Source organism: Laspinema sp. D2d, assembly GCF_025370755.1.
In the GTDB taxonomy this organism is placed as follows: domain Bacteria; phylum Cyanobacteriota; class Cyanobacteriia; order Cyanobacteriales; family Laspinemataceae; genus Laspinema.
In genome coordinates this window covers 105,768-126,753 of sequence record NZ_JAMXFC010000009.1, presented here as the reverse complement: position 1 = coordinate 126,753, position 20,986 = coordinate 105,768, and the positions used below count along the sequence as shown (strand labels likewise).

General features: G+C 46.2%; 12 protein-coding genes. 4 read left to right on the top strand and 8 right to left on the bottom strand.

What is annotated here, in order from left to right:
- Window positions 1-568: 568 nt before the first annotated feature.
- From NG796_RS08950 to NG796_RS08930, 5 genes are all read right to left on the bottom strand, one after another.
- The gene (locus NG796_RS08950) at window positions 569-2,467 is read right to left on the bottom strand and encodes a hybrid sensor histidine kinase/response regulator (RefSeq protein ID WP_261205587.1); all 1,899 of its coding nucleotides are present in this window, start codon (window positions 2,465-2,467) and stop codon (window positions 569-571) included.
- The gene (locus NG796_RS08945; RefSeq protein ID WP_261205581.1) at window positions 2,464-7,665 is read right to left on the bottom strand and encodes a PAS domain S-box protein; all 5,202 of its coding nucleotides are present in this window, start codon (window positions 7,663-7,665) and stop codon (window positions 2,464-2,466) included. The genes NG796_RS08950 and NG796_RS08945 overlap by 4 nt, the downstream gene beginning before the upstream one ends.
- Before the next feature lie 1,109 nt (window positions 7,666-8,774).
- Complete coding sequence (locus tag NG796_RS08940) at window positions 8,775-9,143, bottom strand: hypothetical protein (protein WP_261205574.1); 369 nt, start codon at window positions 9,141-9,143, stop codon at window positions 8,775-8,777.
- Window positions 9,144-9,289: 146 nt separating this feature from the next.
- The gene (locus NG796_RS08935) at window positions 9,290-9,721 is read right to left on the bottom strand and encodes a hypothetical protein (protein WP_261205572.1); all 432 of its coding nucleotides are present in this window, start codon (window positions 9,719-9,721) and stop codon (window positions 9,290-9,292) included.
- A 558-nt stretch (window positions 9,722-10,279) separates the two neighbouring features.
- On the bottom strand, window positions 10,280-11,320 hold the full coding sequence (locus NG796_RS08930) for a glycoside hydrolase family protein (protein ID WP_261205570.1): 1,041 nt from the start codon (window positions 11,318-11,320) through the stop codon (window positions 10,280-10,282).
- A 773-nt stretch (window positions 11,321-12,093) separates the two neighbouring features.
- On the opposite strand from NG796_RS08930, the gene NG796_RS08925 reads away from it, so the two are divergent.
- Both NG796_RS08925 and NG796_RS08920 read left to right on the top strand, forming a co-directional pair.
- Window positions 12,094-14,049, top strand: coding sequence for an ABC-F family ATP-binding cassette domain-containing protein (locus tag NG796_RS08925; RefSeq protein ID WP_261205569.1), 1,956 nt, complete (start codon window positions 12,094-12,096; stop codon window positions 14,047-14,049).
- 216 nt (window positions 14,050-14,265) lie between these two features.
- Window positions 14,266-14,889, top strand: coding sequence for a TenA family transcriptional regulator (locus NG796_RS08920; RefSeq protein ID WP_261205568.1), 624 nt, complete (start codon window positions 14,266-14,268; stop codon window positions 14,887-14,889).
- A gap of 66 nt (window positions 14,890-14,955) precedes the next feature.
- Here NG796_RS08920 and NG796_RS08915 read toward each other — a convergent pair whose 3' ends face one another.
- Window positions 14,956-15,711: a DNA-binding response regulator gene (locus tag NG796_RS08915; protein ID WP_261205567.1), complete on the bottom strand. Its 756-nt coding sequence runs from the start codon at window positions 15,709-15,711 to the stop codon at window positions 14,956-14,958.
- Between the two features lie 259 nt (window positions 15,712-15,970).
- Between NG796_RS08915 and NG796_RS08910 the strand changes: the two genes are divergently transcribed.
- Window positions 15,971-16,393 (top strand): peptidylprolyl isomerase, encoded by a 423-nt coding sequence (locus NG796_RS08910; RefSeq protein WP_261205566.1) that lies wholly within the window; start codon window positions 15,971-15,973, stop codon window positions 16,391-16,393.
- A gap of 59 nt (window positions 16,394-16,452) precedes the next feature.
- On the opposite strand, the gene NG796_RS08905 is transcribed toward NG796_RS08910, so the two are convergent.
- A complete protein-coding gene (locus NG796_RS08905) occupies window positions 16,453-17,577 on the bottom strand; it encodes a class I SAM-dependent RNA methyltransferase (protein WP_261205780.1) in 1,125 nt (374 codons plus the stop codon).
- 124 nt (window positions 17,578-17,701) lie between these two features.
- On the bottom strand, window positions 17,702-20,176 hold the full coding sequence (locus NG796_RS08900; RefSeq protein WP_261205565.1) for a PAS domain S-box protein: 2,475 nt from the start codon (window positions 20,174-20,176) through the stop codon (window positions 17,702-17,704).
- Between the two features lie 571 nt (window positions 20,177-20,747).
- Here NG796_RS08900 and NG796_RS08895 point away from each other — a divergent pair.
- Window positions 20,748-20,930, top strand: a complete 183-nt coding sequence (locus tag NG796_RS08895) for a hypothetical protein (protein WP_261205563.1) — start codon at window positions 20,748-20,750, stop codon at window positions 20,928-20,930.
- Window positions 20,931-20,986: the final 56 nt, after the last annotated feature.

Below are 20,986 nucleotides of genomic sequence, written 5' to 3'. Positions count from 1 at the left end.
TTAAAGTTGGGGCAGGTTTCTTGACCACTCAGAGGGCTTTATAAGATCGGACCCCCCCAGAATTGGGGGTGTATCGCCTTTCCCTCTGGATTGGAGTTGGAGGTTGGAGCGACGTCCTGCCTTGAGAACTGAGGGGTGAAACCCACTCATTGCCCAGGTGGATTTCGGCATCGAAATGGGCTGGTTTACTTAGGGTTTAAGGTGACACCCAATCCGCTAATTGTTTTGAGGTTTCCATAAATGCTTCTATTATGAATTAAACCCTATCCAGATGATGTGATGCGAGTCATTTGACCGATGTGACAATGGAGTTATCTCTGGAGGGCCTAAAGCCTAGAATCGGCTGAATTCGAGGGGAGGATGACGGCTAAAACGATTTTTTGACTCAAAAATGAAAAAATCATGACATGAAAGGGATTGCCGTCAGATTAGAGAGTCTCCCCAGGGGTATCGATGGACCCCTGGGAGGAAAGCCGTAACCGTTAGGGGGATTGAATATCTGAAACTGTCTCCGGTAAAAAGTTCCCACAGGGGGAGCGCTCTTTTCGATTTCGTCAGCGATCGCGGGTTAGGGAAGGCTCCCGGGGTCGGCGGTGGATTGCACCAGGGGGAGTTCAATGACGAACTCTGCGCCTTCTTCTGGGGTGGAATTACAGGAGAGTTGTCCTCCATGTTTTTGGACGACTATCTGGTAACTAATGGAGAGTCCCAATCCCCTCCCTTTACCCACGGGTTTGGTGGTAAAGAAGGGGTCAAATAAGCGCGATCGCCCCGATTCACTGATTCCGGGACCATTATCTTTGATCCGAATCAACAGGGTTTGGCGATCGGTTAACCCTGTAGAAATCCGAATGGAAGGCACGAACTCAGGCAGTTGGGGATTGACTTCCTGAGCCTTGAGGCGATCGGGTAAGATATCGCTTAAAACATCAATAGCATTATTTAAAAGATTAAAAAACACTTGGTTCAGTTCGCCCGGATAACAGAGAATCGGCGGAATGTTTCCATAGTTTTTAATTAATTCAATCTCTTGGTTATCCGATATTGTTAAGCGATGTTTCAATAAAATTAGGGTGGTGTCCAAATTTTCATGAATATCAACTTTTTTAACGCCTGCTTCATCCATGAGGGAAAACTTCCGCAAAGATAAAACAATTTGATTGATGCGGTTTGCTCCCGCAGCAATTGAAGTCATCATTTTTCTTAAATCATCGGCTAAAAAATCAAAATCTAACTCCTCCATTATTTCTTGCACTCGGGCATTGGGGGGATGTTCTTGTTGATAAACTTCCAAAAGATTGACTAAACTAGAGAGGGCATTTTGAACATGAGAGATATTCCCATAAATAAAATTAACCGGATTATTAATTTCATGGGCAATTCCCGCGACTAATTGACCTAAGCCCACCATTTTTTCATTTTGAACCAATTGGACTTGAGCTTCTTGAAGCTCTTTTAAGGCTTGTTCAATTTTTTGCTTTTGATGGCGCATAATAGCTTCAGCTTGGAGTCGAGCAGCATCAGCCTGTTTGCGAGAGGAAATATCCCGGGCGATCGCCAGCACCTCTGATGGGCCACTTTTGACATAGCGCACCTCATAAGAAACCCAGCGATCGAGGTTTTTATCCCGTTGAATATATTCCCCAAGCTGGAGTTCTGAAGTCAGGAGAGTTTGCTGCACATAATGCATAATCCAAATGGCTAAATCATCGGATAAAACTTCATTAATATGCTGGCCCACAAAACTCGAAGCAGTGGCTAACGATTCAGAAATGGGAAAAATATTCTGAGTAAAATCCTGACTCTTTTGGACAGTATTACTGGATGGATTCCCGAGACTATCTATCATTTCATCAGGACCCCTTAAAGAGGGACTCCGATAATCCAAGAAGAATCCATCCTCACCAATCCGAAACATCACATCAGGAATGGCATTGACCAACGCCAAATTTTTGGCTTCAGTGATTTCCAAAGAGCGTTGAGCGTGTTGATGTTCTTTAATTTTTTGTTCTAAACAAAGATTTTTTTCTTGAAGATTAATCTGGAGTTGGCGGATCTGTAAATGAGTTTGAACTCGGGATAAAACCTCTGCCTCTTGGAAGGGTTTGGAAATATAATCAACCCCTCCTACTTCAAAGGCTTTGACTTTATCTTCTACCTCATTTAAGGCACTTAAAAAAATTACGGGAATTTGGCGAGTGGTTTCCTGTTGCTTCAAGCATTTGCACACCTCATAACCATCCATCCCTGGCATCATGACATCCAGAAGGATTAAATCAGGCAAGGTATTTTTACAGACGGTTAAAGCCATGTCTCCCTTCAAGGCTTTACAAACTCGATAGCCATTATCAGTCAATACAGAGGACAACAGGCGCACGTTATCGGGAGTATCGTCCACCACCAAAATATTCGGGCGATCGTTTTGGGATACCCGGGGTTTACTTAATTCACCTAAAGCGTAATTCATGCCTCCTCCTGTTCCGTTAATGCGATAATCATTTCAAAATCAAAATTTTTCGTTAATTCTCTCAAAGTATGAGCCAAAGGGCTAATTTCTTCGGGAATAAACTCTAGTAAAGAAAAAATTCCTTCATCGTAGCCTTGACAAGCGGATTGATAAAGTTCGGTGACAAATTTAGGAGGCATTTGAGATAAATAATTTTTAATTTCATCCGTATTCAAAACGTGGGAAGTTGGGCCGCAGTCTGGAGAATCGAGAGAAATTTCCGGTTGATAACGATAGCGAACTCCCAGATGAGTGGATATTTTTTCGAGAAGGACTTCCTCTCGAAAGGGTTTGTGCAGAAAGTCATCACAACCACATAACAAAATTCCTTTTCGTTCTTCTTCAAAAGCACTAGCTGTCAGGGCGATAATCACAGTTTCCTGTCCTTTCAGACTGGCTTTAATCTGTTGGGTGGCTTGATAGCCATCTAGGACAGGCATCCGCATATCCATGCAAATTAAATGAGGGTCCCAAGTAGACCAGAGGGCGATCGCCTCTTGACCATTTTCTGCTTCCCGAACCTCAAACCCAATCTCGGATAGCAGGTTTGCTAAAAACAGGCGATTGTTAACGGCATCATCGACTACTAAAATTCGATAGCGTTCCTGATCATAGTCTAACCCAATCACCTGTCCCCTCGTTTGCAGCGGAGGTTCTGGGGTGGCGTTGATTTCCATAATTTGAATCTTAAAGCTAAACACCGTCCCCACTCCCAGGGTGCTACTGACGTGAATATCTCCCCCCATTAATTGCACAAATTTGCGACTAATTGGCAATCCTAATCCCGTCCCTTGTTGGGATTTTCGTCCCGTTTCAGTTTGGGAAAAGGGTTCAAAGAGCTGATTCATTTCTTCCGGTGCAATGCCGGTTCCCGTATCGGCAATTTCTATGCAGAGATTAGATGGAGTTTCGGTAAAATCTGAGAAATTATTGATGGATTTAGGGTTAAAACAGGGTTCTATTTTGGCCCGTAAGGTCACCCCACCGGATTGGGTAAATTTGATAGCATTGCCTAACATATTAATTAAAACCTGACGCAATTTCCTTTCATCTGAAATTATCATTTCAGGCAAATTGCTATCTAACTCAAAGTGAAGTTCTAAGCCTTTGAGTTGAGCTTGAAACTTTAGCATTGCTTCTAGGTTTCTGAGTAAGGAAATTAAATGAAAGGAAGTCGGGTTAAAGACAGTTCTCCCCGCTTCAATTTTTGACATTTCCAGAATGTCATTAATTAAGGATAATAAATGTTCTCCCGCTTGATTGATAATTTTCAAGTGTTCTTGGTGCTGTGGACTTAAGGATGAATTTCGATTCATCAGTTGGGTAAATCCCAGAATTGCATTGAGTGGGGTGCGCAATTCATGACTCATGTTCGCGAGAAATTCACTTTTAGCTTGGTTGGCTGCATCTGCTGCGATCGCGGCTTTTTGGAGGGCTTCTGATTGCTTCTGGGTTTGTTCGAGCAATTCCGCTTGCTGCAACGCTACCCCCAATTGATTGCCAATTTGGATGACAATCTGCCGATCGCTGGGTTGCCAGTGGCGCGGGCGATCGCTTTCGTAAGCGGCTAACAATCCCCAGAGTTTGGGTCCACAAAAAATCGGAACAATAATGTAAGCTCTAACCTGAAATTCCTCTAATCGGGCTAAATAACAAGGGCTAAAGTTGCGTTGATAAATATCTTCCACCACCAAACAACTCTCGTCTCGGTTAAAAGCACCTCCTTTAGTCTGACTGAGATGGGTATCTTGCCATTCTAAACAAGAACTAATTAGAGATTGCATTTGGCAAGTTTCCCCGGGAGAGGGTTGCGCAGAGAGGTGCAGGGATTGGCGGTTTTTTTGCAAGACTGAAACCCGTGGTGATGTGACCGCTTCTGAGACAAATTCGCCACTGTAGTCCGGATTAAAGCGGTAAATAGCAACAATATCACACGTTAAACATCCTTGTAATTCTTCCGTAGTCGCCGCAAAAATTGTCCCTAAATCGAGGGATTGACGAATGCGGTGGACTGCGGAAGCTACAGCCTTTTCCCGTTCGGCACTTTCCCGCAAGGCGGCTTCACTTTCTTTGAGTTTGGTAATATCTGTTGCTGTGCCTAAGAGTTGTTTAACAGTGCCATCTTCCGTTCGGGCAAAAATCGTTTCTCGGGCTAAAACATTCCGCCATTCTCCTTTAATATTTCTCATTCGATATTCCAGTTCCAAAATCTCTCCCTCTTGAGCTTGAGAGAGGGTTTTAAAATGTTCCGGAATTTTAGCTAGATCATCGGGGTGAATTAGGGTGGCTAATAAATTATTCCCAAAATTAGAAATTGCTTCAGAAGAATATCCCAACATTTCAGCAATTTCTCGGTTAACATAAATATTCCGCTGTTCTAAAATATCGTAAATATATAAAAGATTGGGAGAAGTATCCGCGATGTTCTGGACGAAGCGTTGGCTGGATTGCAAGGCTTCTTCAGCTTTTTGGCGCTCAACGAGTTCAGCCTTGGCTTGTTCAAATAGAGTAGATTGTTGAACAGCGATCGCTAGTTGTCCGGCAATAGAGCGCAGGGATTCTATCTCAGAAGAATGCCATTGTCTGGGACTATGGCAATGATGGGCAATCAGTAACCCCCACAAATTTTGCTCTTTTAAAATGGGAATGACCAATTTAGCCTTAATCTTGAGAGTTTGGATTAATGCCCATAGACAAGGTAAATGTTTGACTAACTCCGTATCTTCAATCGCGACTATTTCCCCTTGGGTATAACGGTCTCTTTCTTCTGGGCTAAAGTTTTCTTGGGGAAACGTATTCCCGTTAATCTTAGGCGCTAGGGGATCGGAGGAATGGGTAACAACGATGCCGGTCCCATCAGGATCAACTCGGTAAATTAATACGCGATCATTGGATAAAAATTGCCGCACTTCTTGGGCAGCAGTTGTTAACACTTCTTCTAAATTCAAGGACGAGCGAATTCGGTCTTGAATGGCATTGAGTAATTGCTCGCGCTTGAGTTGTTGTTCCAGGGCGATTTCGACTTGCTTGCGATCGGTGATATTAAAACTGGTTCCAATCAGACGATAAATGCGATCGCTACTATCAAAAATGGGGCTTAAGTGGGTCAGCCACCAACTCTCTTGACCATCCAAAGGCAGCTTTTCCTCATAGGTTATCCGTTCTCTCGTTTGGATGCAGTGCTGATACCGCTGCGTCACCTGCTGGGCAACAGCTTGAGGCAAGAGTTGTTCTGGAGTCGTCCCGCTCATTTCTTCCGCAGAAATTTGCCAAATCCGTTCATGAGTGGGATTACTATCAAAGTAGCGAAATGTGCCATCCGCCAAAACATCTACGATAAAAATTGCCGTTTCTACCCCTTCATAGATGCTGCGTAAAAACTGTTCGCTTTCTTTCAAAGAAGCTTCGGCTCGTATCTGCTCGGTGACATCTTCAAAATACACCGAAATTCCCTCTTTGGCAGGATAAGCATGAATTTCAAACCAACGATTGAGGGGGGGATAAAATTCTAGGAATTCCCGGCTAATGTTTTCCGCAACAACTCGATGGTATTCCTCATAAAATTTACCCTGACTGGCTTCAGGAAATTCTACCCAGAGATTTTGCCCGAGGAGTTCTTCTTGAGTTCTTTGAAAGAGCAACTCGGCTTGGGGATTGATATAAGTAAATCGCCAATTGGAGTCGAGGGAAAAGAAAGCATCGGTAATACTTTCTAAGATATTTGTCACCCGATTTGTAGCGGTTTCGGCTTCGGCGCGGGCGACTTGTTCGCGATCGAGCAGTTGCAAACGTTCTTGTTCAGTCTGTTTGCGATCGCTGATTTCTCGGACCAGGGCTAAAATTGATTCTACTTCCCCGTTTTTTCCCAACTCCGGGACAATTCGAGCAAACCACCATTTCACTCCCTCTAGTCCAGGCACTGCACATTCCAGGGTTCGTTCACTCGCCGTTTCAAAGGCTTCTTGTAGCACTTGACTCCACTGGGATACTACGGCATTTGGAAACCCCAATTCTTGAAGGGTTTTGCCGAAAATTTCCCCACTGGGAATGCCAAATAAACGTTCCGAGGAGGGGTTGGCATAAAGATAGCGAAACTCCCGATTAAACCGCCAAATTAAATCCGGCGAGTTTTCAACTAAGGCTCGAAATTCTTGTTCCCGTTGAGCCAGGGTCTCTTCGACTCGGATGCGATCGCAAATCTCAGCCTGCAATCGAGCATTTTGGGCTTTCAATTCCCCCTCCAGTCGGGACCGTTCCTGCAATTCCTGTTCTCGAAGGGTAATTTCTTTTTGGAGACGATTGTTGACCTGATTTAACTCCATTACTCGGCGATTGACTTGCTCCTGTAACACCTCTAAGGTTCTGTCCATTTCAATGGGATCTAGGGCTTTTAACAGGCTGGTTTGAGTGAGGAGACCTGCTAAATTTCCGGAGTCATTCACAACAACTAACCGACGAATTTCATGGGTTTTCATTAATTGATGAGCATTCCACAAAGAATCGCCGATTTTAATCGTCAGTAACGGGGTACTCATGACCTGGGAGGCCATACTTTCGGCTAGGTTTAAATGGGAAGCCCGAAAGTTCACGATATCCCGTTCGGTAATCATCCCCAGGGGAACCGTTCGTGAGTCATCGGTACGGTCAACAATCACAATACAACTGACCTGATCTCGGGTCATTTGTTGAGTGATTTCCCATACAGAAGCAGTTTGAGGTAAGTGAATCACGCGATCGCTCATTACCTGAGCGACTTGCTTAAATTTTAATAAATCCGTCGCTTGGAGGACTTTGCGGATACTATGTTGGGTAATCACCCCTAAGAGATTTCCCGACTCATCCAGAGCAGGTAAGTGGCGAATTTGGCGCTGGCGGAGGGTTGATAAGATGGAAAAAATATCCAAGTCAGCGGAAACCCGAATTCGGAACGGATTCCGGGTCATAATTTCGGCAACTTGGAGGGTGTTAATATCCATCATTTCGGCGGTCATTCTGACCACATCTCGTTCTGTCAAAATGCCGATTAATTGATGATTATCTACGACTAAGGCACAACTGACTCGCTGTTGACTCATGAGGGCGATCGCCTCCCGCACCTCAGTATCTGGCGCAAGTATTAACGAGTCTTTTTCAATGATATGAATTGGATCTGAATTCATGTTCTATCCGTGCTTAGGGACTTCAGTTTATGGGGGTCTGTCCCTTGGAGTTCAACCACCTTAAATGGGTTAAATTGATTTCTCTAAGGAACTTACTGTTTTTATTGATAAATGCTATGTCTGTAATGTTTTAGGATTTTCCCCGGGGATGGTTTGACTATTTTGATCCGGATAGAACCTAGTTTAATAATGGGTAGACCCCACTGATAGACTTTAGAAGGAAGTAAAGCCCAGGTAAAAATTGCTCAATTTACTTTAATTTACTAGATCCTGAAGGGAGATTTTACATATCTTTACAATTCTTAAGGGACCGCCAATCCCGAAGTCCGGGGGGCAGGGTCCGCAAGGGGCGGAATAGAGTTTAGTGATTTTGATTGGCTTGATTCCCCCTAAAAGCTGGGCTCCATCCTTCGGATATCCTGCGCCGGGGCAACCCTACCAATTAGAATAGCCCGCTTAACCGGCTTAGACCGATTTAAAACAGTAATTTTACAGGATTAACACTCTTTTGACAAGCTTTTTTTTCGGTTGATCTCCCGAAATTTTGAGGGGGGAACGGCAGAAACTGGGTTAGGCAAACTCCAGGGATTCCTAAACTCTATCGGGATTGATCAACCCTCAGCGGGACAGCGGGAAAAAAGGCCCTACCTATTGCTCAATTCCTGACATTCTGCGTAATTAATCCTTTGGATATTATACGGAATCAGGTTTTTAAACGTCTATAAAAACCCCCACCCTCAAGGGTGGGGCTATAAGGACGAAGCCAGAAAAGTATGAGTTAAAGAGAAAATAGGTCTTTGACAACGGGATTGAGTATGAGAATTCTGGGTTTCCTTCGAGGATTAATCCTCCCAACCCTCCAGCCGATCGCACTCCCCTACCCTTTTTTAACGGGGAAGCTAGAGAAATAAAAATTGGATTCAGGGGGGGCTTAAGACAATTGTGCAATAGGTCTATTGACCTAAAAAAACAAAAATTCCCGGAAAAAACTCCTCCCTAATAGAGGGTGAGTTAACCGGGAGAAAGGCTGCCAGGACGGGTGAGAAGAAAACCGGCTTTTAAAAACCCGATTGGGTCTAATTTTAAACAGGCTTTGAGAGGGGGATTAACTAGGGATTGAATGAGGAGGGAGCCAGGGGTCCCCGAGTCCTCCCTATGGGGGAACCACACCGCAGCACCTTAGCACGATAGGAGACAAAGGTCATGGCTGCCGAGATCCCCGCGATGCCAGTGAGCAGGGTCAGGGTGGTAGTCACGAGGTTTAATACACACAAGGTCGATAGGGCAGTTGATGTGGCGATCGCAGCCCAAACGGATAAAACATCCAGAGTATAAGTGAGAATGAGTAAAAGTAGGGTAATTACGATCGCACTTAGGGCGCGACGCTGTAGGGTGTGGATTCGTACTGCGGCCTGATTTAAAGGGTTTACTAGGGGGGGCAGGTAATGGAATGGGGCTGAGGTCGCCTTGAGGGTCATAAAGATTATCCTTTGGGGACAAGGAACAGGCTATATCTGCTCAGAGATGACGGGTGATACCGGGTGATTCCTGGAGGGCGATCGCATCCAGGTGGGGGCAGGGGCACTCATTGCCCTGGGATGGCGATCGCCGCTTTGTTGGAAACCTAATAGGTGAGTTCGGGAAGGGTTAAGGCTTGAGGAGAAGTCGGTGCATTCAAGTCCTTCAGATATTCCAAGGCCAGCAGATAACCGGCTTGATTGTTATTCTGACGGTAAACCTGGGCCGCTTGTTCTAAGTCGGCGATCGCGGCTTGAATTTCCCCTTGATAGGCGCGGGCCTGTCCTCGAATCAGATAGGCATTCCCTAACGCCGGTTCGATATCGATCGCCCGGTTGGCATGGAAAATAGCATTTTGGTAATCTCCCACATCGAGGGCGTCTTCTGCGAGCACTACAAAGTCATAAGAATCGACTTCAATCACACTCTGGGATTCGGCGACAGAGGACTCAGATAAATTTTCTGCGATCGCCGGTGGGGCGAGGCCAATTCCTAAACTAATCGCTAAAACGGTAACTATATTATAAATGCCTTTCATGGATATTCTCCTTAATTTTTGTCTCTTCAGTTCGCCGATCGCAGGGCCTAAAAGTTTGAATTTCGTCTGGTGTTTTGGACTCTACCTGTGCGATGGCAATGAACACCCTGAAGACCCGCAATTTTCAGTGAAGCCGTTGAAAAAATTGTTAAGAATCTTTAAATAATGCAGGTCGCTGCCCGAGATTATCGATAGTCTCTTTGAGTCAGGCTTCCAGGGTTTGGGCGGTAAATTTGGTGATTGTTATTCTATCTTATCTGCAATTCGCACTGTTAGTCTGAGGCAAATCAGCCCTATTATTGATTGATGCGATTACTCCTAGTTTCGCTTTACCTTATGTTTCTATTGTCTCGATATGACTACAGTTAATACTCCCCCCCGGGGCAGAGATTTTTAGGAATAGAGGGGAGAGAACCCCTCTATCATTGGGGTTAACAATAGGGAATAAATTTAAACAATTAAATAAGGAAATTTTCCCCTTGGGTTGCTCAAATCCTTACCGGGAGTTGATTTCGCAAAACATTAACAAATATTAACTAATTTCACAAATAGCGATCGCTAATGTTGGGGCTGGAACGCTACTTGCTCAAAAGAATGCTTTCGTAATTTCTGCTGATACACCTGTTCCAACCGGGCGATCGCCCGGGCGCGATCGCCATTGCCTACATCGTGAAAGGAAGGCCAGACGGGAATCAACTCGATGACCGCATAGGTGAAGGAACCCGCTTCAATATCTTCTAAGACCCCATATTCATCCAACAGGGCGATCGCGGCGCGGTCTTGATTGGCCGGGGAGAAATCAGACGCCCCTATTTTTTTAGCCATGCGGTCCCAAGTGGTACTCAGAAACTGGTATCGGCCTGCGGCATCGGAACAAAGCCCGGACCCACATCTAATTTCCCGGGGATGATCCTGAAAACTCGCAAACTCAGTCCCCGTAAACTGCATCCGATAAGCCGAGGGACCGGCAGTCCCTTCAGCCCAGGCGATCGTATCGAGAAAAGCCTGGACATGAGCCGCTTTGAGGTCTGCGACCCTCTGACGTCGAACTTGGGGTGTGGGCTGGGAAAGGGTGATTTCTTCAGGGGTTTCCGCTTGAGAGTTGAGATGGGCTGGAATCACTAACGCCACCCCGGCTAAACAGACGCCACTCCAAAACACGGCCTGCTTCTGAGGGGTCACGGGTTTCCGAGACCGTCGCCCAAATCTCTGTCTGAGGGTAGATTCTAAATGAGACCAAATCTCAGTGAGAATTGCTGAACCTGAAGGTGAGGGTCCCTTAACCCGGACTTTGGGCCAATGTTGGAGGGGAATATTGACGGGCCACTGCCCCTGACGATACCCATAGGTAAAGAGAGACTTGATCACAGACAATCGCGCTTGAGCTTGTCGGGGTGGGATGCCCCGGGCAGCAAGGCTTTGAGCAAAGGCGCGGACATCGACTAAGGTAACCACCGCTAGGGGTTTCCCGACAAAGGCTAAAAACTCTCTCACCCAGAGGCAGCGATCGCGGCGTTTATGGGGAGGCTGTTGTTGCAGCCAGAGTTGAATCGCCGCGCGATCGCCGTGGATTTGAGGGTTTAGCGGGTCTGGATTCATAACAATGCACCTGTATTTCGGTTTTTCCAGGGAAAATGGTCCCTTCAGGTCCCGATGTCCGATGAGGGTCAGCCCTAGGTCCTCGGATGGTTTTAGCCTTCACGCCCCTACAGAGGAGGGGAGATTGAAGCGATTCTCAGATAGGAGAGGCGATCGCCTGGGCTGGGGATCAGCTTCCTATACATCAGCCTCTCATCTACAGGAAGAGAAAAAAACACTCCCCAGGTAGACCTAAATTTAGGGATTTCTCAAGGTTGGATTAACAATCTCACCCAATCGGGAGATCTCAACCCCCTTGAGTCCAAGCTAGTTTAATTCTATGGCGTTGAAGTTCAGGAAATTATCAATATTTATCAATAAAACTATTGCAAAATAAAAAACTAGGAATGGTATGATAATAGATCCTCTACTCTCTCTGTTTTCCCAAATTTCGTCTCATAATGCGCCGATCCCCAACTAGCTGAAGGTGAGCAACAGGAGCGATCCCCCCGGGGACTTTACCGCCATTAGAGCCTGGATTTTTATAACCGAGGTCTGGCTAACTGAGGGATATTGGATGAAAAAACCCGGTTTCTTGTCCGGGGCGGCTTCATGAAAACCCCGATTTTTTCACCGGGTTTTGCTGACTGATTGCCTGATTTGTTGTGAAGAAACTCGGTTTCAAGTCCTAGGCAGCCAGACGATTCTAGGGCGATTCACCCCGAAGCACTACCCACGAAGCAAAGACTGAGGGATAATACAAAGGAGGAGTCTGTGCCGTACAAAGGAAGTCGATGAGCATCTTTACCCTGCAATCCGTCAAAAAAGATTTTGGCATTAAAGAAATCCTCCGGGATGCCAGCTTTAGCCTCAATCCCACCGATAAAGTTGGCTTGATCGGCACGAACGGATCTGGCAAATCTACCCTATTGAAAATGATTGCCCGCTTAGAACCCGTGGATGGCGGACAAATCTTGGTAAATTCTGGGGTGAGAATCGTGTATCTCCCACAGCAACCGGATCTGGATGAAAACCGGACGGTATTAGAACAGGTTTTTGCAGACTGTGGCGATCGCATGAACCTGGTCCGTGAATATGAGGACCTCAGTCATAAAATTGCCCGCAACCCTGAAGATGGGCAGTTAATGGCGCGGTTATCCGAAGTCATGCACAATATGGAAACCAGCGGCGCATGGGAACTGGAAACCCAAGCCAAAATTATTCTCAGTCAGTTAGGAATCGAAGATTTTGACGCCCAAATCGGCACCCTTTCTGGGGGATACCGCAAACGCATCGCCCTGGCTGCGGCTTTACTGAGTGATCCAGATGTGCTGTTGATGGATGAACCGACAAACCATCTGGATGCAATTTCCGTGGAGTGGTTACAGAGTTACTTAAATAGCTTTCGCGGGGCAATTTTGCTGATTACCCACGATCGCTATTTTCTCGATCGCGTCACCAATCGGATTATTGAACTTGATCGCGGTGAACTTTACACGTATGACGGAAATTATTCTTATTATTTAGAAAAAAAAGCCCTCGCCGAAGAAGCAGCCGCCAGTCAGGAACGCAAACATTATGGGCTATTGCGCCGGGAATTAGAATGGCTCAGTCGCGGACCCAAAGCCCGCAGTACCAAGCAAAAAGCTCGGATTGGTCGGGCGATGGATCTCCAGGATAAGGAGTTTAAACAGAGTTTAGGGAAGGTGGAAATTTCCACCGCCAGTCGGCGGATTGGCAAGAAGGCGATCGAGCTAGAAAATGTCAAGAAATCCTATGGCGATCGCACCTTGATCCAGGACTTTTCCTATAAATTTAGTCCCGAGGATCGCATCGGAATTATCGGCAAAAATGGCATCGGCAAATCCACCTTACTGGATATCATTACGGGACGCCTTGCCCCGGATTCAGGAACCGTAGAGATTGGCAGTACCATCCATATCGGTTATTTTGACCAACACTGTGATGATTTACTCGCCGCTGCGGATCAAAATCAACGGGCGATCGATTACGTCAAGGAAGAAGCGGAATTAGTGAAAACTGCCGACGGACTCCAAATTACTGCCTCCCAAATGTTAGAACGGTTTCTGTTTCCCCCGAATCAACAATATTTACCCATTCATAAACTCTCCGGAGGCGAAAAACGGCGACTGTTTTTACTCCGCGTCTTGATGAGTGCGCCCAATATTCTCATTTTGGACGAACCGACCAATGACTTAGACGTGCAAACGTTATCCGTCCTAGAAGATTACCTGGATGATTTTAACGGATGTGCGATCGTTGTCTCCCACGATCGCTATTTTCTCGATCGCACCGTCAATACCATTTTTGCCTTACAAGAAGGGGGTAACCTCCGGCAGTACCCCGGCAATTATACAGTTTATCTCGAATACCAAAAAGCCGAAGCCGCAGAAGCCGCACGTCTGGCAACAGCCAGCCAACCCGAGAAAAAATCCGACTCCCCAACCGCCACCGTTGACAAGTCGGAACGGGTCAGTTGGGATAAAAATCGCCAGCGCAAACTTTCCTCCAAGGAAAAGCGAGAGTATCAGCAACTCGAAACCAAAATTGCCGAAATGGAAGCCGAAAAAGCCGCAACGGAAAAAGCCCTTTATCATGCTGAACCCGGGGCTGTTACTGAAGTCCAAAAACTTCATCAAAAAGTTCAGGATTTGGCCCATGAAATCGAAGTAGCTACGGAACGTTGGATGGAATTAGCTGAAATAGAAAGCGCCTATTCTAGCAACTAATCCGGCATCCGGTTGTGATCAGTCTATAAAACCCTGTACCCTCAAAGGCCTAGCTCCACAGACGTAAACGCGCCTGCGCGGGCTGAAGAAAAACCCGACTTTTAACAACCGGATTTGGTATGAACCCCAGGCGGTTTCAGCCACTTTTATAACCCAGTGGGGCAATTTTATCCCCAAATTATTGACTCTAAACCTATTGTTTATTCTCCTGAAATTATGACCCTCACCTGTCAAGAAATCCTGAAAACCCATCAACCAATTTGGCAGAAAGCCACGGTGCATCCGTTTTTAGACGGGTGTAAACAAGGCACGATTACTCCAGAGCAATTTAATACTTGGCTCGTGCAGGATTATCAATTTGTGGTGGAATTTACGCGGATGGTAGCCCGAATTTTATCCGTTGCGCCTCGCCATCATTTTGATGTATTGTTAGGGGGACTAACCGCCTTAAAAGATGAATTGAATTGGTTTCAAATCAAAGCGGCTGAACGGAATTTATCCTTGGATGTTGCTAAACAGCGCACCTGTGAAGAATACAGCCAATTTTTAGCAAATCTCGCCGGGACTCCTTATGCCGTCCAAACAACAGGATTGTGGGCGGTAGAGTTAGCTTATAATCAAGGGTGGCAATTGCCCGGACCCATGCCGGAACCCTATACTGAATTTGCCGATCGCTGGGGAAATCCGGGCTTTACCGATTACGTCAAATTGTTAGAACAACAAGCGGATGAAATGCTCAAGGATGCCTCACCGGAGGTTCAGAAAGAAGCGGAACAAACGGTAATCACCATCGCTCAATTTGAAACAGAATTTTGGCAAATGGCATTTAATGCAAGCTAAACTCAATGGGTGTCAAAACTGGGAATAATCAACATTTTGATACCCATTGACCTTATTTAAACTGACTTAGATAAAGTCAGAGAACTCCTCGTTATCGGGATTTAATCCGACTATATAATGATAGTTTCCTTCGCCCACCGACTTGTTCAAGGTATTAATAATTGAGGTAGGATTGTCGTAGGGTCCGCTATGATATAAAGGTTTTCCATTGTCTCCGAATTCGATTTCAACTTCCCGATCCCATTCCCCTAAATACTTTTTGGCTTTTTCAAAATCCGCATGGGGTTTAAAGCCTAATTTTTCGGCATATTCAACCGCACCCCAGACAATGGCTTGAGCCTCAGTTAAGGAAATTCTCTCAGAACCTCCAATTAAGGAGTCATAATACAAGTTGATAATTCTTTCATATTCACTGCGGTTGTATTTGCGCGGTCCCGAGGCATCTTTGACCCCTAAACACCAATAATCGACCAGGTAATTACAAGTAATATAGCGATTAAATCCAGGCGATCGCGTTACGGTAACTATTGCAAAACCCGGCCCTCTCTTGTTATGGATTTCGTCATCCTCATCTTCGTCCGAGGCTGGGTTGAGTTCATCTTCGGGTGGAAACAGCCTGTGCAGACAATTGGTATTGACTAAACACTCGACTAAAGGGGGTAATTCTCCAGATTCCTCACGGGCGATCGCTACTTGTTCCGCTTGTTCCTTCAAAAACCCGGTAACGTCTGAGACTTTCAATCCCATTTTGCGGGCGATTTGCTTTGGCGTTAACTTTCTCTCCCGCAAACTGAGAATTTCTTGAGTTTGTTCGCTATCCATAATTGACTCCAATCTGTTCAGTATTACAGTACAACAATCCAGCCGTAATCAACATCATGCTTCCCAAAGATGAACGCAAAAAATTCATCTCCCCCATCCTCCCAATCTCCCCCATCCTCCCCATCTCCCCAATCTCCCCAATCTCCCCAATTTCCCCCATCTCCCCAACAACCGACGCTCTAAGGTAATATAGGTCTGTCATGGGCGATCGCACCTACTGAGAACGCCCTTAAATCTGAATCAATTGAAGGAGAAACCTATGCCTCGCGCCATTATGGAAACCGACAAAGGAACGATTCATCTGGATCTGTTCGATAAAGATGCCCCGAATACCGTGGATAATTTTACCAAATTATCGGAAAGTGGGTTTTATGATGGATTAACCTTCCATCGCGTCATTCCCAATTTCATGATCCAAGGGGGATGTCCCAATGGAACCGGCACTGGGGGTCCGGGTTATAAAATTAATTGTGAAATTAACCCCAAAAAACATCTAGCGGGTACATTATCAATGGCCCATGCAGGGCGTAATACCGGGGGAAGTCAATTCTTTATTTGCCACTCTCCCCAACCCCATTTAGATGGACAACATACGGTTTTTGGTAAAACCGAAGATATGAATGTCGTCAACTCGATTCGCGCTGGAGATAAAATTCTATCGGTTAAAATTGAGAAAGACTAAGTAAAATTGGTAGGGGGTTTCCCCAGGGATTTCCCCTACCGAGTCATCTGACCTCAAACTTAATACAATTCATATTTAAGTAAGCTACAAGGTAAGGAACCGTTGTAAATGGGAATGCGTTTTGAAGATTTCAGCCCAATTTTTTTGGTAAGTTCTTTGTTCCCGGATAAAATATAAGCGGTCCATCCGGTAAAACGCTGTTTTAAAATATCTCCCATAGATTTATAAAAATCCCCGAGTTGATGAACTTCACCGAGACGTTCTCCATAAGGAGGATTGCAGATCAAAATCCCGCTTTCGGCAGGGGGTTCTATCTGATAAAATTCTTGAATGGAAAAGTGAACGTGAGCATCTAATCCACAGTTTTCCGCATTCAGATACGCTTGTTGGATCACATCCCGATCGCGATCGCTGCCGTAAATGGGGGCCGCTAATTCTCCTTTTTGACCGTCTAGGGCTTCTTGGCGGATATCCTGCCAAAGTTCTAGGTCAAAATCGCGCCAACTCATAAATCCAAACCGTTCTCTAAACAATCCGGGGGCGATATTTAATGCCTTTAAACCCGCCTCTAAAGGTAAAGTTCCGGACCCACAAAGGGGGTCTAAAAAGGTTTGTTCTGGGGAATATTCAGCCAGTTCTAAAATAGCTGCCGCTAAGGTTTCTTTCAGGGGTGCAGTCCCCATTGCTGGACGATATCCGCGTCGATGTAAGCTGTTTCCCGAACTATCTAAACTGAGAATAGCCCGATCGCCATGAATATGCAGATTTAGCAACAAATCCGGGTCCTTCGGATCCACCGTAGACCGTTCTCCCGTGCGATCGCGCTGTTGGTCTACAATCGCATTTTTGACCTGTAATGCAGTAAAATGAGTGTGATTGAGTTTCTGATTGCTGCCGGTACAGTTCACCGCCAAAGTATTACCGGGATCGAGATACGCCTCCCAATCAATAGATTGGACTTCTTGATACAGGATTTCCGCATTGGGACAAGAAAATTCTCGGATTGGAACCAGAACTCGAAACAGCGTTCTTCCCCATAAATTAACTCGGTAAAGTAACGCGCGATCGCCCGAAAAATGGACTCCAGTAAAGTCCGGACGAACATCCCGCGCACCTAACCGTTCTAATTCTTGAGCAGCAATGGGTTCTAAACCCCGAGCAACCGTTGCAAAGTATTCAGTCATCATAAGAGATAGTTTATCAGAACAGCACCCGCCCAGACCCGTTAAACAGTCATTTCCACTTCCCCAAAATTCGGGAAGCGGCAGAATTGAGCACAGACGGATCAGGATAATCGGCTGAGGATAATTATCCCACTTGCTGCGACGTTGAATCTTCTTCTCGCTGTCGGCTATACAAAGGAAGTCTAACGGTAAATGCGGTCCCGAATCCTACCTCACTTTTGACGGAAATTTCCCCGCCATGTAAGTCGGTACTGCGTTTAACCATTGCCAACCCCAACCCTGTACCGGGAATATTTCCGACATTTCCGCAGCGGTGGAACGTTTGGAACAGGCGGGGGATTTCATCGGAGGGAATCCCAATCCCCGAGTCTTTAATCATAAAAATTACATCGGTTTCGGTACAGGTTAATTCAAAATACACCTCTCCCCCCTCCGGAGAGTATTTAATCGCGTTGGAAAGCAGATTGTTTAGAATATATCGTAATAATTTTTCATCAAAATAAGGCTTCCGAAATTTATTGCTCAAAAACTCTTTAGAGTAATGTTGAACAAAATTAATCTTGTAATTTTTGGTTGCAGAAAACTGAAATTCCTCTACAATTCCTTCACAAAACGGGGCGAGGTCAAGGGGCTGTGGATTAAAGGGAAGTTGGCTCATTTCGGCCCGCCCGATGAACAAGACATCTTCCAGGAGTTGGGTCATGTTCACCGTAGCCGATTGAATGCGATGGAGGGCTTGGAACTTTTTATCCAGTTTGTCATGGGGCCATTCCTCTAAATAATATTCGAGTAAATCAGCGGAAGAAAGAATGGTAGTCATGGGGGTGCGGAATTCGTGAGAAACCATTGAAACAAACCGGGTTCTAAACTCCATGATTTCTCGTTCTTTCGCCAAGGCATGACGCAATTGCTCTTCAGCGCGTTTGATTTCAGTGATATCTTCAGAAATTCCGGCAATGCGGTAGATTTTGCCTTCTTCATCACGGATGGGAAAACCCCGATCGCGTATCCAGCGGATAGAACCATCGGGCCGAATGATTCGATATTCGCGATCAAGGCGATCTAACGGCATCAATCCAGTCAGGACGGCTTGGCGATCGTCGGGATGAATTGCCTCTAAACGGGCGGTGGGTTTCTCATACAATTCCTGGCGTTCTAGTCCCCAAATTTCCTCATAGGCGGGGGAAACGTACAGGATTTGACTATAATCTGGATCGCTAATCCAAAAGACCTCTTCGATATTTTCAGCTAATTGGCGGAACCGTTCTTCGCTGGCTTGAACCGCTGCCTCGGCTAATTTACGTTCCGTGATATCTCGTCCCACGGCTTGAAACTCACTCAACACCCCCTGGGCATCAAAAATGGCGCGATCGGTCCATTGTTGCCAGCGCACTTCTCCATTGGTCAGGATGACCCGGCGTTCCCGCGTAACCACGGGCATGGTAACCGGATTGCGATCGATATCGGGTATCAAAGAGACCACCGATCCATCCATGAGTTCTTTGCGACTCACGCCGAAATACCGGCAGTAGGCATCGTTCACAAAGGTTAGGGTACCATCGGGGGCAAACCGACAAATCAGTTCCGTTTGATCTTCAACAATGGCCCGATAGCGAGCTTCCGAAGACCGCAGGGCCACTTCCGCTAAGGCCCGCTCTTTATGTAGAGAGACCGCAGCAGCAGCAGCTTGAAGGATGGAGACTTCTGACTCGGACCAGACCCGAGGTTCGGTGCAATTGTCAAAGCGAATAAATCCAAAGAATTCCCCATGCACAATCAGGGGCAAAATCAGCAGGGATTGAATCCCGGATTGTTCTAAAATTTCCCGTTCGGAGTCGGGAAAGTTACTCACAACATCAGCAATGACTTCTCCTCGCGCCAACAGGGACACCCACCGCTCAATCAACACAGGCGCTTTTAAGGAGAAACATTGCGCCGGTTGGGGAGTGGTGTCGGATCCGGGTTTAATTTTTAATTCTTCGCAACTCCACTGGGCCACCAAAAGGGGAGAATGGGCGGTTTGCGTGGAATTCCCCGTAGACAGGGGTGGATTTTGGCACAGGTAGACTCGACTGGCATGAGCCGCTTGTCCCAAGGGTTTGAGAATTTCCGTATAGGGGTAGCTGGGACTATTATCTGTGGTGGTGTCTCCCTTAAAGGCGAGGAGTCGGCGCTGCACTTCGACTAAGGCTTCTAACTGCTGATTGGCTTGGCTGAGTTCCTGGGTTAAGCCCTGCAATCGTAAGGCGGCTCGGATCCGTGCCAGAAACTCTTCGGTTTCGATGGGTTTGGAGAGAAAATCATCGGCTCCTGTGTTGAGTCCCTTGATGCGATCGCCCACTTCTTCCCTAGCGGTGAGCAGGATGAAGAACATCGGCGCAAGTTCGGGGTCAGACTTGATTTTTTGACACACTTCTAATCCATCGAGTCCGGGCATCATCCAATCGCAAACGATCAAGTCAGGTTCTAGTTCTCTAGCCAGACGCAAGCCCTCGGTCCCATCAGACGCTACGGTGATGCGATGTCCGTCGCTTTCGAGTAAGTCCTGGAGGACGAGCTGCACGGTGATGTCATCATCAACAATTAGGATTTTAGCCATAGTAAAAAATGTAGCACTGTAAAAAAAGAAAGGGTCAACTTCACTCGAATACGGGGTTAATTCAAAACGGCTTTTTTATACTTCCCATTGTTGGCTACCCAATTGCTGGCGCTTGTATTCTAAATAAGTCGGAACTGGAAGCATTTACCTCAATCTAATTTATGTAGTCCAGGCAACGGACAATTCCTCCATTCATTGATACAGGCGATTTAGGGGGGATACCCACTTTCTCGGGGTCCGCTTTAGACCGGGGTAAACAAGAGGGCATTTTTCCCTGATAACCGCTCTGTAGACGCTCCAGGACAGGTTATCTGTTTCAGAAAACCCTTAGTCCTAGCCGCGCTGGATCAGGATCAGTTAGAGTTTGAGAGAGTCGTGCTCCCCCTATGGGGTGACACCCCGGAGGATTTAGACCCTACCCTAGCATTAAGCTGTTTCTACACCCGATGTTTTTCCCTTTCTCTCTTGTTAGGGTACATGGAGTGGGGAAAAATTCGGTGACGAGTAGAACTCAATTGCAACTGCAATTGAGTTGTTTCTATTCTGCCTCGACTGAGGGGAAAATCTGGAGATGATTACCGATCGCCTCGGGTTGGGGAATCCGAGTTCCAGCCTCAAACTGCAAATGGCCCTCGGGGTTGCTATTACCCCCACCTGTGGCGGTTCTATCCCCATTCCTCCCGAGGGAGGGGTCTTGATTCGGAAGGGGGATCCTGGGACCCGATCGCTGCCGATCGCCCATTATAGTCAGTAGGTACAAACGCCATCACACTCACAGGCAATGCTTCAATCCTCTAGGCAAAACGCTAC